This window comes from Pseudomonas sp. LBUM1662 (assembly GCF_059695915.1).
This window is the reverse complement of the sequence record NZ_CP166793.1, coordinates 1,841,025-1,855,605: the sequence shown is the minus strand read 5'-3', so window position 1 is coordinate 1,855,605 and position 14,581 is coordinate 1,841,025. Positions and strand designations below refer to the sequence as shown.

15 protein-coding genes are annotated in these 14,581 nt (G+C 58.5%); 2 read left to right on the top strand and 13 right to left on the bottom strand.

Going from position 1 to position 14,581, the window contains the following annotated elements; genetic code table 11:
- Positions 1-6: 6 nt before the first annotated feature.
- Both flhF and flhA read right to left on the bottom strand, forming a co-directional pair.
- Complete coding sequence (gene flhF, locus ACA049_RS08265; RefSeq protein ID WP_497334571.1) at positions 7-1,341, bottom strand: flagellar biosynthesis GTPase FlhF; 1,335 nt, start codon at positions 1,339-1,341, stop codon at positions 7-9.
- 11 nt (positions 1,342-1,352) lie between these two features.
- The gene (gene flhA / locus ACA049_RS08260) at positions 1,353-3,482 is read right to left on the bottom strand and encodes a flagellar biosynthesis protein FlhA (protein ID WP_438662298.1); all 2,130 of its coding nucleotides are present in this window, start codon (positions 3,480-3,482) and stop codon (positions 1,353-1,355) included.
- 348 nt (positions 3,483-3,830) lie between these two features.
- Between flhA and ACA049_RS08255 the strand changes: the two genes are divergently transcribed.
- Complete coding sequence (locus ACA049_RS08255; RefSeq protein ID WP_497334569.1) at positions 3,831-4,877, top strand: YncE family protein; 1,047 nt, start codon at positions 3,831-3,833, stop codon at positions 4,875-4,877.
- 136 nt (positions 4,878-5,013) lie between these two features.
- On the opposite strand, the gene ACA049_RS08250 is transcribed toward ACA049_RS08255, so the two are convergent.
- Positions 5,014-5,682 carry a hypothetical protein gene (locus ACA049_RS08250; protein ID WP_497334567.1) on the bottom strand — a complete coding sequence of 223 codons (669 nt, stop codon included), beginning with the start codon at positions 5,680-5,682 and terminating at the stop codon, positions 5,014-5,016.
- A gap of 263 nt (positions 5,683-5,945) precedes the next feature.
- On the opposite strand from ACA049_RS08250, the gene ACA049_RS08245 reads away from it, so the two are divergent.
- Positions 5,946-7,058 carry a hypothetical protein gene (locus tag ACA049_RS08245; protein ID WP_497334565.1) on the top strand — a complete coding sequence of 371 codons (1,113 nt, stop codon included), beginning with the start codon at positions 5,946-5,948 and terminating at the stop codon, positions 7,056-7,058.
- 35 nt (positions 7,059-7,093) lie between these two features.
- Here ACA049_RS08245 and flhB read toward each other — a convergent pair whose 3' ends face one another.
- From flhB to ACA049_RS08195, 10 genes are all read right to left on the bottom strand, one after another.
- Positions 7,094-8,233 carry a flagellar biosynthesis protein FlhB gene (gene flhB, locus ACA049_RS08240; protein WP_497334563.1) on the bottom strand — a complete coding sequence of 380 codons (1,140 nt, stop codon included), beginning with the start codon at positions 8,231-8,233 and terminating at the stop codon, positions 7,094-7,096.
- 3 nt (positions 8,234-8,236) lie between these two features.
- Positions 8,237-9,022, bottom strand: coding sequence for a flagellar biosynthetic protein FliR (fliR, locus tag ACA049_RS08235; protein WP_497334561.1), 786 nt, complete (start codon positions 9,020-9,022; stop codon positions 8,237-8,239).
- A 3-nt stretch (positions 9,023-9,025) separates the two neighbouring features.
- A complete protein-coding gene (fliQ, locus tag ACA049_RS08230; RefSeq protein WP_497334559.1) occupies positions 9,026-9,295 on the bottom strand; it encodes a flagellar biosynthesis protein FliQ in 270 nt (89 codons plus the stop codon).
- Complete coding sequence (gene fliP / locus ACA049_RS08225; RefSeq protein ID WP_027922366.1) at positions 9,292-10,050, bottom strand: flagellar type III secretion system pore protein FliP; 759 nt, start codon at positions 10,048-10,050, stop codon at positions 9,292-9,294. The genes fliQ and fliP overlap by 4 nt, the downstream gene beginning before the upstream one ends.
- Positions 10,050-10,499, bottom strand: a complete 450-nt coding sequence (gene fliO / locus ACA049_RS08220; RefSeq protein ID WP_094471240.1) for a flagellar biosynthetic protein FliO — start codon at positions 10,497-10,499, stop codon at positions 10,050-10,052. Before fliO ends, fliP begins: the two co-directional genes overlap by 1 nt.
- The gene (gene fliN, locus ACA049_RS08215) at positions 10,500-10,958 is read right to left on the bottom strand and encodes a flagellar motor switch protein FliN (protein ID WP_411740787.1); all 459 of its coding nucleotides are present in this window, start codon (positions 10,956-10,958) and stop codon (positions 10,500-10,502) included.
- Positions 10,959-11,022: 64 nt separating this feature from the next.
- Entirely contained in the window at positions 11,023-11,991 is a 969-nt protein-coding gene (gene fliM / locus ACA049_RS08210) for a flagellar motor switch protein FliM (RefSeq protein WP_219095679.1), read from the bottom strand.
- A 9-nt stretch (positions 11,992-12,000) separates the two neighbouring features.
- Positions 12,001-12,498, bottom strand: a complete 498-nt coding sequence (fliL, locus tag ACA049_RS08205; protein WP_497334556.1) for a flagellar basal body-associated protein FliL — start codon at positions 12,496-12,498, stop codon at positions 12,001-12,003.
- Positions 12,499-12,709: 211 nt separating this feature from the next.
- A complete protein-coding gene (locus tag ACA049_RS08200) occupies positions 12,710-14,098 on the bottom strand; it encodes a flagellar hook-length control protein FliK (RefSeq protein ID WP_497334554.1) in 1,389 nt (462 codons plus the stop codon).
- A gap of 105 nt (positions 14,099-14,203) precedes the next feature.
- Complete coding sequence (locus tag ACA049_RS08195) at positions 14,204-14,551, bottom strand: Hpt domain-containing protein (protein WP_497334552.1); 348 nt, start codon at positions 14,549-14,551, stop codon at positions 14,204-14,206.
- Between the last annotated feature and the right edge of the window lie 30 nt (positions 14,552-14,581).

Genomic DNA, 14,581 nt, shown 5'->3' with positions numbered 1-14,581 from the left:
AGTACCTCAGCCAACCTGCTTGGTCGGGCTGTGGTAAATATCAGCGAACATGTCAGCCATGGCTTCTTCGCTGGGTTCTTCTTGCATTTGCACGCTTACGGCGCGACTGACCAACTGATGACGACGCGGAAGATGCAAATCATCCGGAATACGCGGGCCATCGGTCAGGTAGGCCACCGGCAATTCATGACTGATCGCCAGGCTCAACACCTCGCCCAGACTTGCCGTTTCATCCAGTTTAGTCAGGATGCAGCCAGCGAGCCCGCAGCGCTTGTAACTGTGATAAGCGGCAGTTAGAACCTGTTTCTGGCTGGTGGTTGCCAAAACCAGATAATTTTTTGACTTGATGCCACGTCCGGCCAGGCTTTCGAGCTGCATGCGCAGTGCCGGATCGCTGGCCTGAAGGCCCGCGGTATCGATCAGCACCACGCGTTTGCGCAGTAATGGTTCCAGCGCCTGCACCAGCGATTGCCCCGGATCGACGTGGGTTACCGACACGTTGAGAATCCGGCCCAGGGTCTTCAATTGTTCCTGAGCACCGATACGGTAGCTGTCCATGCTCACCAGCGCGATGTTTTGCGCGCCGTATTTGAGAACATAGCGGGCCGCGAGCTTGGCCAGGGTGGTGGTCTTGCCCATGCCGGCAGGGCCGACCATGGCAATCACGCCGCCCTCTTCCAGCGGCTCGACTTCCGGCGTGGCAATCATCCGCGCCAGGTGCGCCAGCAACATGCGCCAGGCCTGACGGGGTTCGTCAATGTCGGTAATCATCGCCAGCAAGTCGCGGGACAACGGGCCGGACAGGCCTATACGTTGCAGGCGACGCCAGAGATTGGCCTGGGCCGGACGGCTGCCTTGCAGCTGATTCCAGGCCAGGGAGCCGAGTTGCACTTCCATCAGTTCGCGCAGGCTGTTGAGCTCGAAACGCATCGAGTCGAACGCCCGTGGATCAACGCCGCCAGCAGCAGGTGCCGGAGCTGGAGCGGAGCGACGAGGCTCGGCATACGTCGGTTCGATCAGCGGCTCGGCGGCGGTCAACGGCAGGCCGGCGAACAACTGGCGATTGGTGGTCTTGTCGCCTTCGGTTTCGCCTTCGCCACGCAGGCTCAATTCAGCCTGGGCAGTCACGATCCGCGACTGGGTCTTGCGCAGCTCGTCCTCGAGTTCCATGTTCGGAACACGTGGGGCCAGCGCCGACAATTTGTAATCCAGGGCAGCCGTCAGCTCGACACCACCGGCGATCCGGCGATTGCCAATAATGGCGGCATCAGCGCCCAGCTCATCACGAACCAGTTTCATGGCCTGACGCATATCGGCGGCGAAAAAACGCTTAACTTGCATAAACCACTACCTCAGCCGTTGGGCCCTACTGTCGCAACGATGGTCACTTGCTTGTTGTCAGGAATTTCCTGGTAAGCCAACACATGCAAACCCGGGACTGCCAGTCGGCCGAATCGCGAAAGCATCGCGCGAACCGGACCGGCTACCAGCAGAATCACCGGTTGACCTTGCATTTCCTGACGCTGCGCCGCATCGATCAACGAGCGTTGCAGTTTCTCAGCCATGCTTGGCTCCAGCAGAACACCCTCTTCCGAGCCTTGTCCTGCCTTCTGAAGACTATTGAGCAATATCTGTTCCAACCTTGGCTCCAGCGTGATAACTGGTAGCTCGGAGTCAGTCCCTACAATGCTTTGGACGATTGCGCGGGAAACGCCGACGCGCACCGCAGCCACCAAAGCGGCGGTATCTTGACTCTTGGCGGCATTGTTGGCGATGGCCTCGGCGATGCTGCGAATGTCTCGCACGGGCACCTGTTCGGCCAACAACGCTTGAAGCACTTTGAGCAGTTGCGACAGCGACACCACGCCCGGCACCAGCTCTTCAGCCAGCTTCGGCGAGCTTTTGGCCAGCAATTGCATGAGTTGCTGGACTTCTTCGTGACCGATCAGTTCGCTGGAGTGCTTGTACAGAATCTGGTTCAAGTGCGTCGCCACGACCGTGCTGGCGTCCACCACGGTGTAACCCAGCGATTGAGCCTGGGCACGCTGGCTGATTTCGATCCACACCGCCTCCAGGCCAAAAGCCGGATCTTTGGCGGTTATGCCGTTGAGCGTGCCGTAGACCTGCCCCGGGTTGATCGCCAGTTCGCGATCCGGGTAAATCTCGGCTTCGGCCAGGATCACGCCCATCAGGGTCAGGCGGTAAGCACTCGGCGCCAGGTCGAGGTTGTCACGAATGTGCACAGTCGGCATGAGGAAACCCAGGTCCTGGGACAGCTTCTTGCGCACACCCTTGATCCGCGCCAGCAACTGACCACCCTGGTTGCGATCCACCAGCGGAATCAGGCGATAGCCGACTTCGAGGCCGATCATGTCGATCGGCGTCACGTCGTCCCAGCCCAGCTCCTTGGTTTCCATGGCGCGGGCCGGTGATGGCAGCAACTCTTGCTGACGCTTGACCTCTTGCAAAGCCTGAACCTTGACCACGTTCTGCTTCTTCCAGAACAGGTAGGCACCACCGGCCGCCAATGCGGCCATGGTCAGAAAGGAGAAGTGCGGCATGCCGGGCACCAGGCCCATCACCGCCATCAAACCCGCCGCCACGGCCAACGCTTTCGGCGAGGCGAACATCTGGCGGTTGATCTGCTTGCCCATGTCTTCCGAACCGGAAGCACGGGTCACCATGATCGCTGCAGCTGTCGATAACAGCAGTGATGGCAATTGCGCCACCAAACCGTCACCGATGGTCAGCAAGGCGTACACCCGGCCGGCGTCGCCGAAGGTCATACCGTGCTGGAAGATACCGACCGCCATGCCGCCGATCAGGTTGATGAACAGAATCAGCAGACCGGCGATGGCGTCACCGCGTACGAACTTGCTGGCACCGTCCATGGAACCGTAGAACTCGGCTTCCTGAGCCACTTCCATCCGGCGCAGTTTGGCCTGGTTCTGGTCGATCAGGCCGGCGTTCAAATCGGCGTCGATCGCCATTTGTTTGCCGGGCATCGCATCGAGGGTGAAACGCGCACTCACCTCGGAAATCCGCCCGGCACCCTTGGTCACTACGACGAAGTTGATGATCATCAAAATCGCGAACACCACGATACCGACCACGTAGTTTCCGCCAATCACCACCTCACCGAAGGCCTGGATCACCTTACCGGCGGCGGCATGGCCGTCCTGACCGTGGAGCATCACCACCCGCGTGGAGGCCACGTTCAGCGCCAGTCGCAACAACGTCGCCACCAGCAGGATGGTCGGGAACACCGCGAAATCCAGCGGCCGCAACGCGTACACGCACACCAGCAGCACGACGATGGACAGCGCAATGTTGAACGTGAAAAACACGTCCAGCAGAAACGGCGGCACCGGCAGCATCATCATGGCCAGCATGACCAGCAGCAACAACGGCACACCCAGGTTGCCCCGACTCAAGTCGGCAACGTTTGTGCGGGCAGTGTTGAATAACTGAGAGCGATCCACCGGTTTTCCCCGTTTCTTTAAAGCAAACTTTTGACGCCCACAGCAGGCGCAGGGCGGCTACTGCAAGAAGCCTTCCAACTTTTTCGGTGGCGAAAAATAGAATTGCGCCTGGGCCAGCTGACGAGGTTAAGAGATGGCTTTGCCGCATGGCAGCTCAGGCCATGCCCGCGCACGAATTTGCAGACAAGGAAAGCGGTTCTTTATCGATTCAACAGACATTTTTCGACTTTCCAATCAATGCCAACCGCCCGTCAGAATTGATCTCACACCTGTAATTTATGACAGTAGACGGGCAGTCACGCAGCTGGCCCACTTTCGACTCCAACTGCCCAACCCTGGAGTCATGTCATGAGCCCCACCGGACGAACTACACACGCTTCCGAAATTCTCGCCATCCTGGCCAAGCGCTCAACATCTTTGGAGCACATCAAATTAGGCGGCAAACTTGAAGATATTCTTGGGAAAGCCCCATCGATAACCGACCAAACCGGCCTGAACGACAAGGTAGAGACCTTAAAAGCGACCACACCGGCCAACACGAAAATCACACTTATCCAAGGCATACATGTGGCCTGCAACCGCAAAGCCACCCATCTGTATGTCACCAAAACCGGAAACACCATCAGCGAACTGGACATTGAAACGCTAAGCACCAGCCAGACGTACGAAGTGGCAGTGGGTGCCCCATCCCCACAAGCGTTCAGCCCTGATGACAAACAGCTTTATATCAACGATATCCGCTCCACCAATGTGTGGCTGATCGACACTGTCGCGCAAAAGGTCATTCAAGGCGCTAACGTGGGATCAGGGAGCATGGATCTAACCATGACGCCTGACGGCAAACATCTTCTGAACTGCGGCGGATTGGCCAATGGTTATTTGCAGGTCATCGATGCATCAAACCAGCAGTTGATTACCACCATTCCAACCGACACATATCCATTTGCGGTGACCACCCGTCCTGACGGCTCATACGCGTACGTTGCCTGCTGGGTAGACAACGACGGCATGTCACTTTCCACGATCCAAGCGTTTGACACAACGACATGGCGCCTGGAAAACAGCATCACACTGAGAAATGCCGTATTTGCGATGGAGGCCAACCCGTTCAACAACCACCTTTATCTAGTCAATTTCACAGGTGATGAACTCACTGTTATAGACACGAAGTCATATGAAGTCGTAAAGCGAATAATTGTCGCGAATCAGCCGGAGAGCCTGTGCGTCAGCCCTGACGGAAAATACGTTTACATCGCAAGTTTCAGTTCGATTGTTACTGTGATCGATACCGAGTCGCTACAAAAGGTAGAAGAAATCAATACTCAGAAAAACCGTTTGAGATCCATAGCGGTCAGCCCGAAAACGGGCGATGTCTTTGTGACTTACCAAGACTGACAATAAGGGGAACTCGAATAGCAGGGCAGCCTCATTTAACGGCGGCGTAAATTTTGCGCGGGTAAAAAAATCGCAGCCTTCGGCAGCTCTTACATGGATTGGTGCCGGAGGCTGCGATCTTTTGTTTTAAGCACTGTTACTGAGCGATCAAAATCTGCTTCGGCGCGGTATTGCCGAAGCTGAGTTTCTTGCCATTGATGTACTGCGTGCCTCGGTGCATTTGCCGGCCTTCGACTTCAACGAAGTCCTCATCCATGTACATGAGCACGACCTTGGTCTGTGGCGCACTGACCTCTGGAATCGTCAGCTCACCTTGCAGCAGGTTGAGCGCCCAATGAAACTGGATGATCGGCAAATCACCGATCTCAATCTGGCGCGCGCCATCCAGCAATCGGAAATCTCTGCGCGCAGTAATACGCAGCTTGCGCCCGACGATCTCATACACCGGTTTGCCATAACGCACCTCCAGACCAAGAGAGAACGCCCACTGATCCATGTAATACCCTGGCGAGGTGAAGAGTTCGAACAACGCCTGGTTGTCGCGAATGTTCCCCGCGGCATCAAACAGGTAGTTGTAGGAGTAGTGGCTAGCCAGGCCATCCAGCTCGGGCCTGATGGCGTTGACCGGACTGTCCAGATATCCCGGGATATAGACGCTGGCCATTTGCACAAAGTGAGTGAAGTCCAGGTTCATGTCGAAGCTGACCGTGTAACGGATGGCCCGCTCCTTTGGATTCTCCTCCAGCCGTCCTGAAACATATTCCAGCGTCATGCCTTCCAGCTTTCTGTAGATGCGCTCTGCCATGATGGTACTCGCCAAGTTTAGGAAAATTTCCGAAACTCATCTCATCGCCATCAAAGGCCGATGTCTACTGTAAGAGTTGACAGGTACGCAGCCTTCCCCGACCAATGACCTCTCGACAGTTTTCCGCGAGGCGAGAGATTAAACAGAAGCTACCGCTCATCGAAAATGCTGACTGACCTGTCAGATCTGACAGTGGTGTCGAATCACGATTCCTGCAACAAATGGTGCCTTCCAAAGCAACTATTTGAAGGCAGGACACACCCATGAACTCAATTACTGCAGTCTCGGATCCAGCGGCGCCAAAAGTACTTGAGGCTCATGGCTCTGCTGGCGATCAACTCGACTTCGATCATGTTTATTTCGCCAACTTCGTCACCGCTATAGTCGCGCATTACACCGGCATGGCTCGCGGCCACACGGTTCGCATCACCTGGGAAAGTCCTCGGCACACCTGGCATTCAGGGGTGGTGACGGTCGGTACACCGGGACCTATCAATATTCCAATCCCACGCATTGAAGTGGTGGATGCCATCGGTCATACGGTGAAAGTCTACTACACAGTGCGTACCGCACCGGGCACCGCTCTGATTCCTTCCAGGCCTCTCCTGCTGCATATCGCCCCCTACGGGTTCGATTTACTGGCACCGACCCTGTCGACAGATCAGAAAACCCTGAGCGTCAGATACGCGGGCATGGTGCCGGGCTACACCGTTCGCATACGCGCCACCGGCAAAACCACATGGGACAGCGATGAGCGCGAAGTGCAGACCGGCTTTACGCCGACCTTCACACTCCCTTCGAACTGGATGGAAGTAAATCGAGGCATCAAGTGCCTGTTCAATTACAGCGTTTACAGATCTGGAAGTGGGCAGCGGTTGATGTTTTCGAAGGTGTTGAGGGTGCTGATAGGTGAGGCGATACCTGAGCCGATACTCTTCGAGAATTTTGATGGGCAACCCCACAGCAATATTGTCGCGGGCCAAAGCGTCACGATCCCGAGCATGACCATAACGCTCACATCTGGAGCGAATACTACCGGCATTCAAACTTACGGTTATCCCGTAGCAGATATGCTCACAGGCCCAGCCATCGTGACAAACGCAGGCGTCGAATCGCCGATGGGTCAGCAACTTATAACTCTAAGCCTCAAATCACCCTATTCTCGGGTCAGATTTGCATATACCTATCAACGTATAGCGGCGGAAATCTATTTTTCCGACAGCGCCGGCAATGCAGGTCAGAGGAACCTTCCCGCCGACACCTCTAACGGCCATAAATGGGTTGATTTTTCTGCACCCACAGGCAGGAAAATCACTTCGATACAAATTGTATCGAGAGACTGGTCATACTTGGATTACTTCCAATTTTGGGTTTGAAACCAGCTAGGCTGAAACCAGGACTTCCGGATAAATCAAGAATCGCGGCGCAAATCCGGCGGAATCGGCAAATCATCCTTCAGCGGATCCGGACGCTTGCCCATGCCCGCGCGGTATTGGCGGATCTGATAGACGTAGGCCAGTACCTGGGCGACCGCCAGGTACAACCCACCAGGGATTTCCTGCTCCAGTTCCGTGGAGTAGTAGATCGAACGCGCCAGGGCCGGCGATTCGAGCAGCAGCACATTGTTGGCCACGGCGATTTCACGAATCTTCAACGCCAGGAAGTCACTGCCTTTTGCCAGCAACACTGGCGCACTGCCCTTGTCGGGATCGTACTTGAGGGCCACGGCGTAGTGCGTCGGGTTGGTGATGACCACGTCGGCCTCAGGGATCGCCGCCATCATCCGCCGCTGCGACATCTCGCGCTGCAACTGGCGAATGCGCTGCTTGACCTCTGGGCGCCCTTCCTGATCCTTGTGTTCGTCGCGCACTTCCTGCTTGGTCATCAGCAGTTTCTTGTGGCTTTCCCACAGCTGCACCGGCACGTCGACAGCGGCGATGATGATCAGCCCGCAGGCCATCCACAAGGTGCTCCAGCCGACCACTTGCAGGCTGTGAATGATCGCCATGTCCAACGGTTCGTGGGCGATGCGCATCAGGTCGTCGATGTCCGAGGACAACACTGCCAGCGCCACGAACAGCACGATGAAAAACTTCGCCAGCGCCTTGAGCAGTTCAACCAGCGCCTTGGCCGAGAACATTCGCTTGAGCCCCGCCCCGGGGTTCATGCGACTGAATTTCGGCGCCATCGAGCCCGCCGCGAACAGCCAGCCACCGAGGGAAATCGGGCCGATCAACGCGGCCAGCAGCAAGGTGATCATCACCGGTTGAATCGACACCAGGGCGATCTGCCCAGAGTGCAGGAGAAAGGTGCCCATGCTGCGCTGATCCAGAATCACTTCCCGCGACAGCGTGAAGTTCATCCGCATCAACTCCATCAGGTCCTGCGCCAACGCGCCGCCGAAAATCAACAGCGCCCCTGCGCCGGCGAGCATGACCGCCAGAGTGTTGAGCTCTTTGGAGCGCGCAATCTCACCCTTGTCCCTGGAGTCCTTTTTACGTTTCTCCGTGGGGTCTTCTGTTTTGTCCTGACCGCTTTCGCTCTCAGCCATGACTCAGCGCGCCCGTGCCAGTTCGCGTAACAACTGCAAGGCCTCGGAGGCCAGCGGTTGATACTGATTGATGATGTCCGCCAGCCCGACCCAGACAATGAACAGCCCGAGTACCAGGGTCAGCGGGAAGCCGATGGAAAAGATGTTCAGCTGCGGCGCGGCCCGGGTCATCACGCCAAACGCAATATTGACCACCAGCAATGCCGTGACCGCCGGCAACACCAGCAACAACGCAGCACCGAGAACCCAGCCCAGCTTGCCGGCCAGTTCCCAGAAATGATTGACCATCAAACCACTGCCCACCGGCATCGTGGTGAAGCTTTCGGTCAGGACTTCGAAGACCACCAGATGGCCATTCATGGACAGGAACAACAGCGTCACGAGCATGGTGAAGAACTGCCCGATCACCGCCACCGAGACGCCGTTAGTAGGGTCGACCATCGACGCGAAGCCCATGCCCATCTGAATGGAGACGATCTGCCCCGCCACCACGAAGGCCTGGAAGAATAACTGCAGTGAGAAGCCCAGCAGCGCGCCGATGAGGATCTGCTCCGCGATCAGCAGCAGCGCGCTCAAATCCAGCGCATTGATCGGCGGCATCGGCGGCAGGCCCGGCGCAATCACCACCGTGAACGCCAGGGCGAAGTACAGGCGCACGCGAGTGGGCACCAGGGACGTGCCAAAGACCGGCATGACCATCAGCAACGCGCCAATGCGAAACAGCGGCAACATGAACGTCGCGACCCAGGTACTGATCTGGGTATCGGTCAGTTGCAGCAGCGTCGGCATGGTTTAGCCGATGACCTGAGGAATGCTGCCGTACAGCTGCAGGATGTATTCCATGAACGTCTGCACCATCCACGGGCCGGCGACGATCAGCGATACCAGCATGACCAGCAGGCGCGGCAGGAAGCTCAGGGTCTGTTCGTTGATCTGCGTGGCGGCCTGGAACATCGCCACCAGCAGGCCCACCAGCAGGCTCGGAATCACCAGCACGGCAACCATCATGGTGGTCAGCCACAGCGCTTCGCGAAAGATGTCTACCGCCACTTCCGGCGTCATGGCGAAACACCGCCGAAGCTGCTCGCCAGGGTGCCGATAATCAACGCCCAGCCATCCACCAGCACGAACAGCATGATCTTGAACGGCAGGGAAATGATCAGCGGCGAGAGCATCATCATACCCATGGCCATCAGCACACTGGCCACGACCAGGTCGATGATCAGGAACGGAATGAAGATCATGAAGCCGATCTGGAACGCGGTTTTCAGCTCCGAGGTCACGAAGGCCGGCACCAGAATGGTCAGCGGTGCCTGATCCGGCGAGGCAATGTCGGTGCGCTTGGAAAGACGCATGAACAGTTCAAGGTCGCTGCTGCGCGTCTGTGCCAGCATGAAATCCTTGATCGGCACTTGGGCCTTGGCCACGGCATCCTGAGCGGTGAGTTTTTCTGCCAGGTACGGCTGCAAGGCGTCCTGATTCACCCGATCGAATACCGGCGCCATGATGAACAGCGTCAGGAACAGCGCCATGCCCGTGAGGATCTGGTTCGACGGTGTCTGCTGCAGGCCCAGGGCCTGGCGCAGGATCGAGAACACAATGATGATCCGGGTGAAACTGGTCATCAGCATGACGAACGCCGGGATGAAACTCAGCGCGGTCATGATCAGCAGGATTTGCAGGCTGACCGAGTATTCCTGAGCGCCATTGGCGTTGGTGCCCAGGGTGATCGCCGGGATCGACAACGGATCGGCGGCGAACGCCAGCGGCGCGGCCAGCATCAGGGCCAGCGTCAAGACGATGCGTAACGCACCCATTACTTCTTATCCTTCTGATCCTTGCCGAGCATCCTCAACAGATGCTGGGCAAACTCCGGAGTCGCGCTCTCGGTCGTGGTCGGCACTTCAATCGGCTCTTTAAGCACATGCAGCGCGGTGATGGTGCCGGGGCTGAGGCCGAGCAGGATCTGCTCGTTGCCGACCTGCACCAGCATCAAACGATCGCGTGGCCCCAAGGCGCGGGAACCGACGATCTCGATCACCTGCCCCTTGCCGGCCGGCCCCGCCTGCTGGACCCGGCGCAACAGCCAGGCGAGGAAGAAGATCAACCCCAGCACCAGCAGCAAGCCGAACACCAACTGCGTCAATTGCCCGGCCACACCGCTACTGACTGCCGGCGCAGCAGCAGCCGTTGCAGCCGTGGCCACAGGTTCGGCGGCCAGCACACTGAACGGCAACGCAAGCAGAAGCCCTAGAACCTTTTTCACTTAGCGCAGCTTCTTGATACGTTCGCTTGGGCTGATCACGTCGGTCAGGCGGATGCCGAACTTCTCGTTGACCACAACCACTTCGCCGTGAGCGATCAGGGTGCCGTTGACCAGCACGTCCAGCGGCTCACCGGCCAGGCGGTCGAGCTCGATCACCGAACCCTGGTTGAGTTGCAGCAGGTTGCGGATGTTGATGTCGGTGCTGCCCACTTCCATGGAAATCGACACCGGGATGTCGAGGATCACGTCGAGGTTCGGACCGTCCAGGGTCACCGGATCGTTGTTCTTCGGCACGCTGCCGAACTCTTCCATAGGCAGACGGTTGGACGGCGAGCTGGCGGCGTCGGCAGCGAGCAAGGCGTCGATATCGTCCTGGCCGGCATCACCGGTTTCTTCCAGGGCGGCAGCCCATTCATCAGCCAGTGCCTGGTCGTCCTGGGCGTTCATATCGTCGTTCATCATGTGTCCTCGGCGAGCAGCTGCTCAATCAAGAGCAGCAATTAATAGGGGGTTGGAGCGCCGGTCAGCGGCGCTCGATCGGCTCGATCACCTGCAACGCGAGGTTGCCTTTGTGCGAGCCCATCTTGACCTTGAAGGCCGGCACGCCGTTGGCGCGCATGATCATCTCTTCCGGCATCTCGACCGGGATCACATCCCCGGGCTGCATGTGCAGGATGTCGCGAAGACGCAACTGGCGACGGGCAACCGTGGCACCAATCGGCACGTCGACGTCGAGCACGTCCTGGCGCAGGGCGTTGACCCAACGTTCGTCCTGATCGTCCAGGTCCGACTGGAAGCCGGCGTCGAGCATTTCGCGCACCGGTTCGATCATCGAGTACGGCATGGTCACGTGCAGGTCGCCGCCACCGCCATCGAGTTCGATGTGGAAGGTGGACACGACAACCGCTTCGCTCGGGCCGACGATGTTGGCCATGGCCGGGTTCACTTCCGAGTTGATGTACTCGAAGTTCACTTCCATGATCGCCTGCCAGGCTTCCTTCAAATCGATGAAGGCCTGCTCCAGCACCATGCGCACCACGCGCAGCTCGGTAGGCGTGAATTCACGCCCTTCGATCTTGGCGTGACGGCCGTCGCCGCCGAAGAAGTTGTCCACCAGCTTGAACACCAGTTTGGCGTCGAGGATGAACAGCGCGGTGCCACGCAACGGCTTGATCTTGACCAGGTTGAGACTGGTCGGCACGTACAGCGAGTGCACGTATTCGCCGAACTTCATCACCTGCACACCACCGACGGCAACGTCCGCCGAGCGGCGCAGCATGTTGAACATGCTGATGCGGGTGTAGCGGGCGAAACGCTCGTTGATCATTTCCAGGGTCGGCATGCGTCCGCGGACGATGCGATCCTGGCTGGTCAGGTCGTAGCTTTTGACGCTGCCGGGTTCAGCAACGTTATCGGTCTGTACCAGACCATCGTCGACGCCATGCAACAGCGCATCGATCTCATCCTGGGACAGCAGGTCCTGCACGGCCATGTCGTGTTCCTACTGCAGTACGAAATTAGTGAAAAGCAGCTGTTCGATAACCACTTTGCCGAGTTCTTTCTGCGCCACTTCCTGGACGCCGGCCGTGGCCTTCTGACGCAACATCTCCTGGCCGACCGGGGTCGCCAGCGTGGCGAAATCCTGGCCGGAGAACAGCATGACCAGGTTATTGCGGATCACCGGCATGTGCACTTTGAGCGCTTCCAGATCCGCCTGATTACGCCCTAGCATGGTGATGCTCACCTGCATGTAGCGCTGGCGACCGTTCACGTTGTAGTTGGCCACGAACGCCGGGGCCATGGGCTCGAAAATCGCTGGCTGCTTGCCGACCACTGCGGTTTCAGCGGCAGCAGGCTTGCTCTGGGCGTTGTGCATGAAGAACCAGGTCGCCCCCACGGACATGCAGATCGCAAGCAGCAGGGCCACCACGATCACAATGATCAGCTTGATCTTGCCTTTGGTTGCGGGGTCTTTTACTACTGCGTCGCTCTTCGCCATGCCAATAATCCGTCACTATTCTAGTTTTCACAGTCGCACGGCAAGGCAAGAGCAAGTGTTATGCCAGAAGTGTCGGGAGGTAGGGGAGACAGCGAATGGCGATCAATTGCAGGAGCGAGGCTTGCCCGCGAAACAGGCGCCGCGGTTTATCAGCCAGACCGCGTTATCGTTCTTCGCGGGCAAGCCTCGCTCCTACAGGGAACGTGTGGGATCAGGCGTAGTAGTCGACGGCGCTGGAGCCGATCACGCTGGTCGCGGTGGCCGCCACTTCGGCGGCGGTCGGTGCGATCTCCTCATCCATGCCGTCGAGGCGTCCGCCGCTGGCGCTGGTGCGACCGCCCTGCCCTTGTTGAGCCTGATCCTGGCCCTGACCTTGCCAGCCACGAGACTGGTCGGACACATTGACGTCGACCTGGCCCATGCCCTGTTGCGTGAACATGTCACGCAGGCGATGGATCTGGCTGTCCAGCGCTTCACGCACACTTGGATGGGCGCTCATGAAGGTGACCTGGGTCTGCTGGTCCGGAACCATGTTGACCCGGATATCCAGACGCCCCAGCTCGGCCGGTTGCAACTGGATGTCGGCTGCCTTGAGGTTGGCGCTCGAGAGGTACATGACGCGGTTGACCACTTCCTCGGTCCAGCCGCTCTGATGCATGGCGATCGGCTGATTCACCGGCAAGGCATTGGCGGTTTTCGGAGTGGCTGCCTGGGTCAGTGCCGCCAGACGGTTGGCGAAGTCATCGACACGGGTATCGCTGCTGGCGGACGTCAAATCCTTGAGGCCGCTATCGATCAGACCGCTGAAGGCTTTCTCGCCGCCCTGGCTGGTGCTGTCCTTGTCGGCTTGCACATCGAGCATGCTGGCCATGCCGGCGGCGAAGTTCTGCGCCGCCGTCAGTTCACCGTCAGCCTGGGCCTGGGCAGAACCGGCTTTTGGCTGGGCCTGGCTGCTGGCGGAGACGTGACCGCTCTGCTCCATGGCCATGCGCACAGCCGGCAGCGCGTCGAGCGGATCAGCTTCAGGATCGAAATCGCTATCGATGACAGGCGCCACTTGCGCGGTCGTGGACGCGGTTGCGGTACCGACGGCGGCGGCAACTGGCGTTTCAGCCTGTGGCTGTGCGTTCGTGACAACTGGCGCAGCGGCTTGCACGACCGGCACGGTTACCAACGGCTGCACCGCCTGCATCAAAGCAGGATCAAGGGCCGGGTCGAGGCTCGGATCAACCGGCGCCGTATCAACCACTGGCGTTTCAGTGGTCTCGGCCTGCTCGTCGCTGGCCGTTGAGTCATCGGTCGGCGCCGGTTTCTCGGCGGGCAAGGAATTGCCGCTATCGGCAACCGCAGGTTCCGCGGCGGCAGGCTTGTCACTGCTGACATCCGGTTTGCCGGTGCCCTGCAAGGCATTGTCGGTAGCAGGCTTGGTCGGTTTATCAGCGGCCGCAGAAGGCTTGTTCTGGGCTTGATTGGCGTAAACATCAGCGAAGCTGGACGCCTTGTCCCCTGGCTCAGAGCCTTGCGCCGGGGTATTGGCGGAGGCAACTTGAGTCTTGGCCGTCGCGACGGCCTGCAGAAGCGAATTGGGGGTAACGGGCATAAAACGGTCTCCGCTGCACTGGGATCGTAGGTACAGTTGAGTGAGATAGCTGCAAAGGTCGAGCCATGTTGGCTCGACAGCGGCTAAAAGCGCCGGACGGCAACTTTATTCAGTGAGGGAGCGCTGTCGCTCAGCCTCATATAGAGGTCGGACGATGGCGAATTCGCCGTCGATTTCGCCAACCAGTTTCTCGATGCCCGCGAGGCTTTTTTGCTTGGCGCGCTGTTCCAGCTCATTGCACAGTTCGGCGAGGCGAATGGCGCCCATGTTACTGCTGCTGCCCTTGAAACTGTGGGCAGCATTCATGAGTTGCGCAGCATCTTCTGCCTTTCGCAACACGCGCAGACGCTCTTCGGAGTCGGCAATGAAGGTATCCAGCAACGTCGGATACTCCGCCTCCATGACTTCCTGCAACGCGCTCAGCACGTCGCGGTCCAGATGTGTGTCAGCCACTTGCTCACTCCTTGATCAAGAATGGGTGAA

Excerpts from the sequence above, each read along its gene's own strand:
- fliP (WP_027922366.1), bottom strand. The coding sequence starts at position 10,050 with ATGGGTGCGTTACGCATCGTCTTGACGCTGGCCCTGATGCTGGCCGCG.
- fliL (WP_497334556.1), bottom strand. The coding sequence starts at position 12,498 with ATGGCGAAGAGCGACGCAGTAGTAAAAGACCCCGCAACCAAAGGCAAG.
- flhF (WP_497334571.1), bottom strand. The coding sequence starts at position 1,341 with ATGCAAGTTAAGCGTTTTTTCGCCGCCGATATGCGTCAGGCCATGAAA.
- ACA049_RS08255 (WP_497334569.1), top strand. The coding sequence starts at position 3,831 with ATGAGCCCCACCGGACGAACTACACACGCTTCCGAAATTCTCGCCATC.
- ACA049_RS08245 (WP_497334565.1), top strand. The coding sequence starts at position 5,946 with ATGAACTCAATTACTGCAGTCTCGGATCCAGCGGCGCCAAAAGTACTT.
- fliQ (WP_497334559.1), bottom strand. The coding sequence starts at position 9,295 with ATGACGCCGGAAGTGGCGGTAGACATCTTTCGCGAAGCGCTGTGGCTG.
- flhB (WP_497334563.1), bottom strand. The coding sequence starts at position 8,233 with ATGGCTGAGAGCGAAAGCGGTCAGGACAAAACAGAAGACCCCACGGAG.
- ACA049_RS08250 (WP_497334567.1), bottom strand. The coding sequence starts at position 5,682 with ATGGCAGAGCGCATCTACAGAAAGCTGGAAGGCATGACGCTGGAATAT.
- fliM (WP_219095679.1), bottom strand. The coding sequence starts at position 11,991 with ATGGCCGTGCAGGACCTGCTGTCCCAGGATGAGATCGATGCGCTGTTG.
- ACA049_RS08200 (WP_497334554.1), bottom strand. The coding sequence starts at position 14,098 with ATGCCCGTTACCCCCAATTCGCTTCTGCAGGCCGTCGCGACGGCCAAG.
- fliR (WP_497334561.1), bottom strand. The coding sequence starts at position 9,022 with ATGCCGACGCTGCTGCAACTGACCGATACCCAGATCAGTACCTGGGTC.
- fliN (WP_411740787.1), bottom strand. The coding sequence starts at position 10,958 with ATGAACGACGATATGAACGCCCAGGACGACCAGGCACTGGCTGATGAA.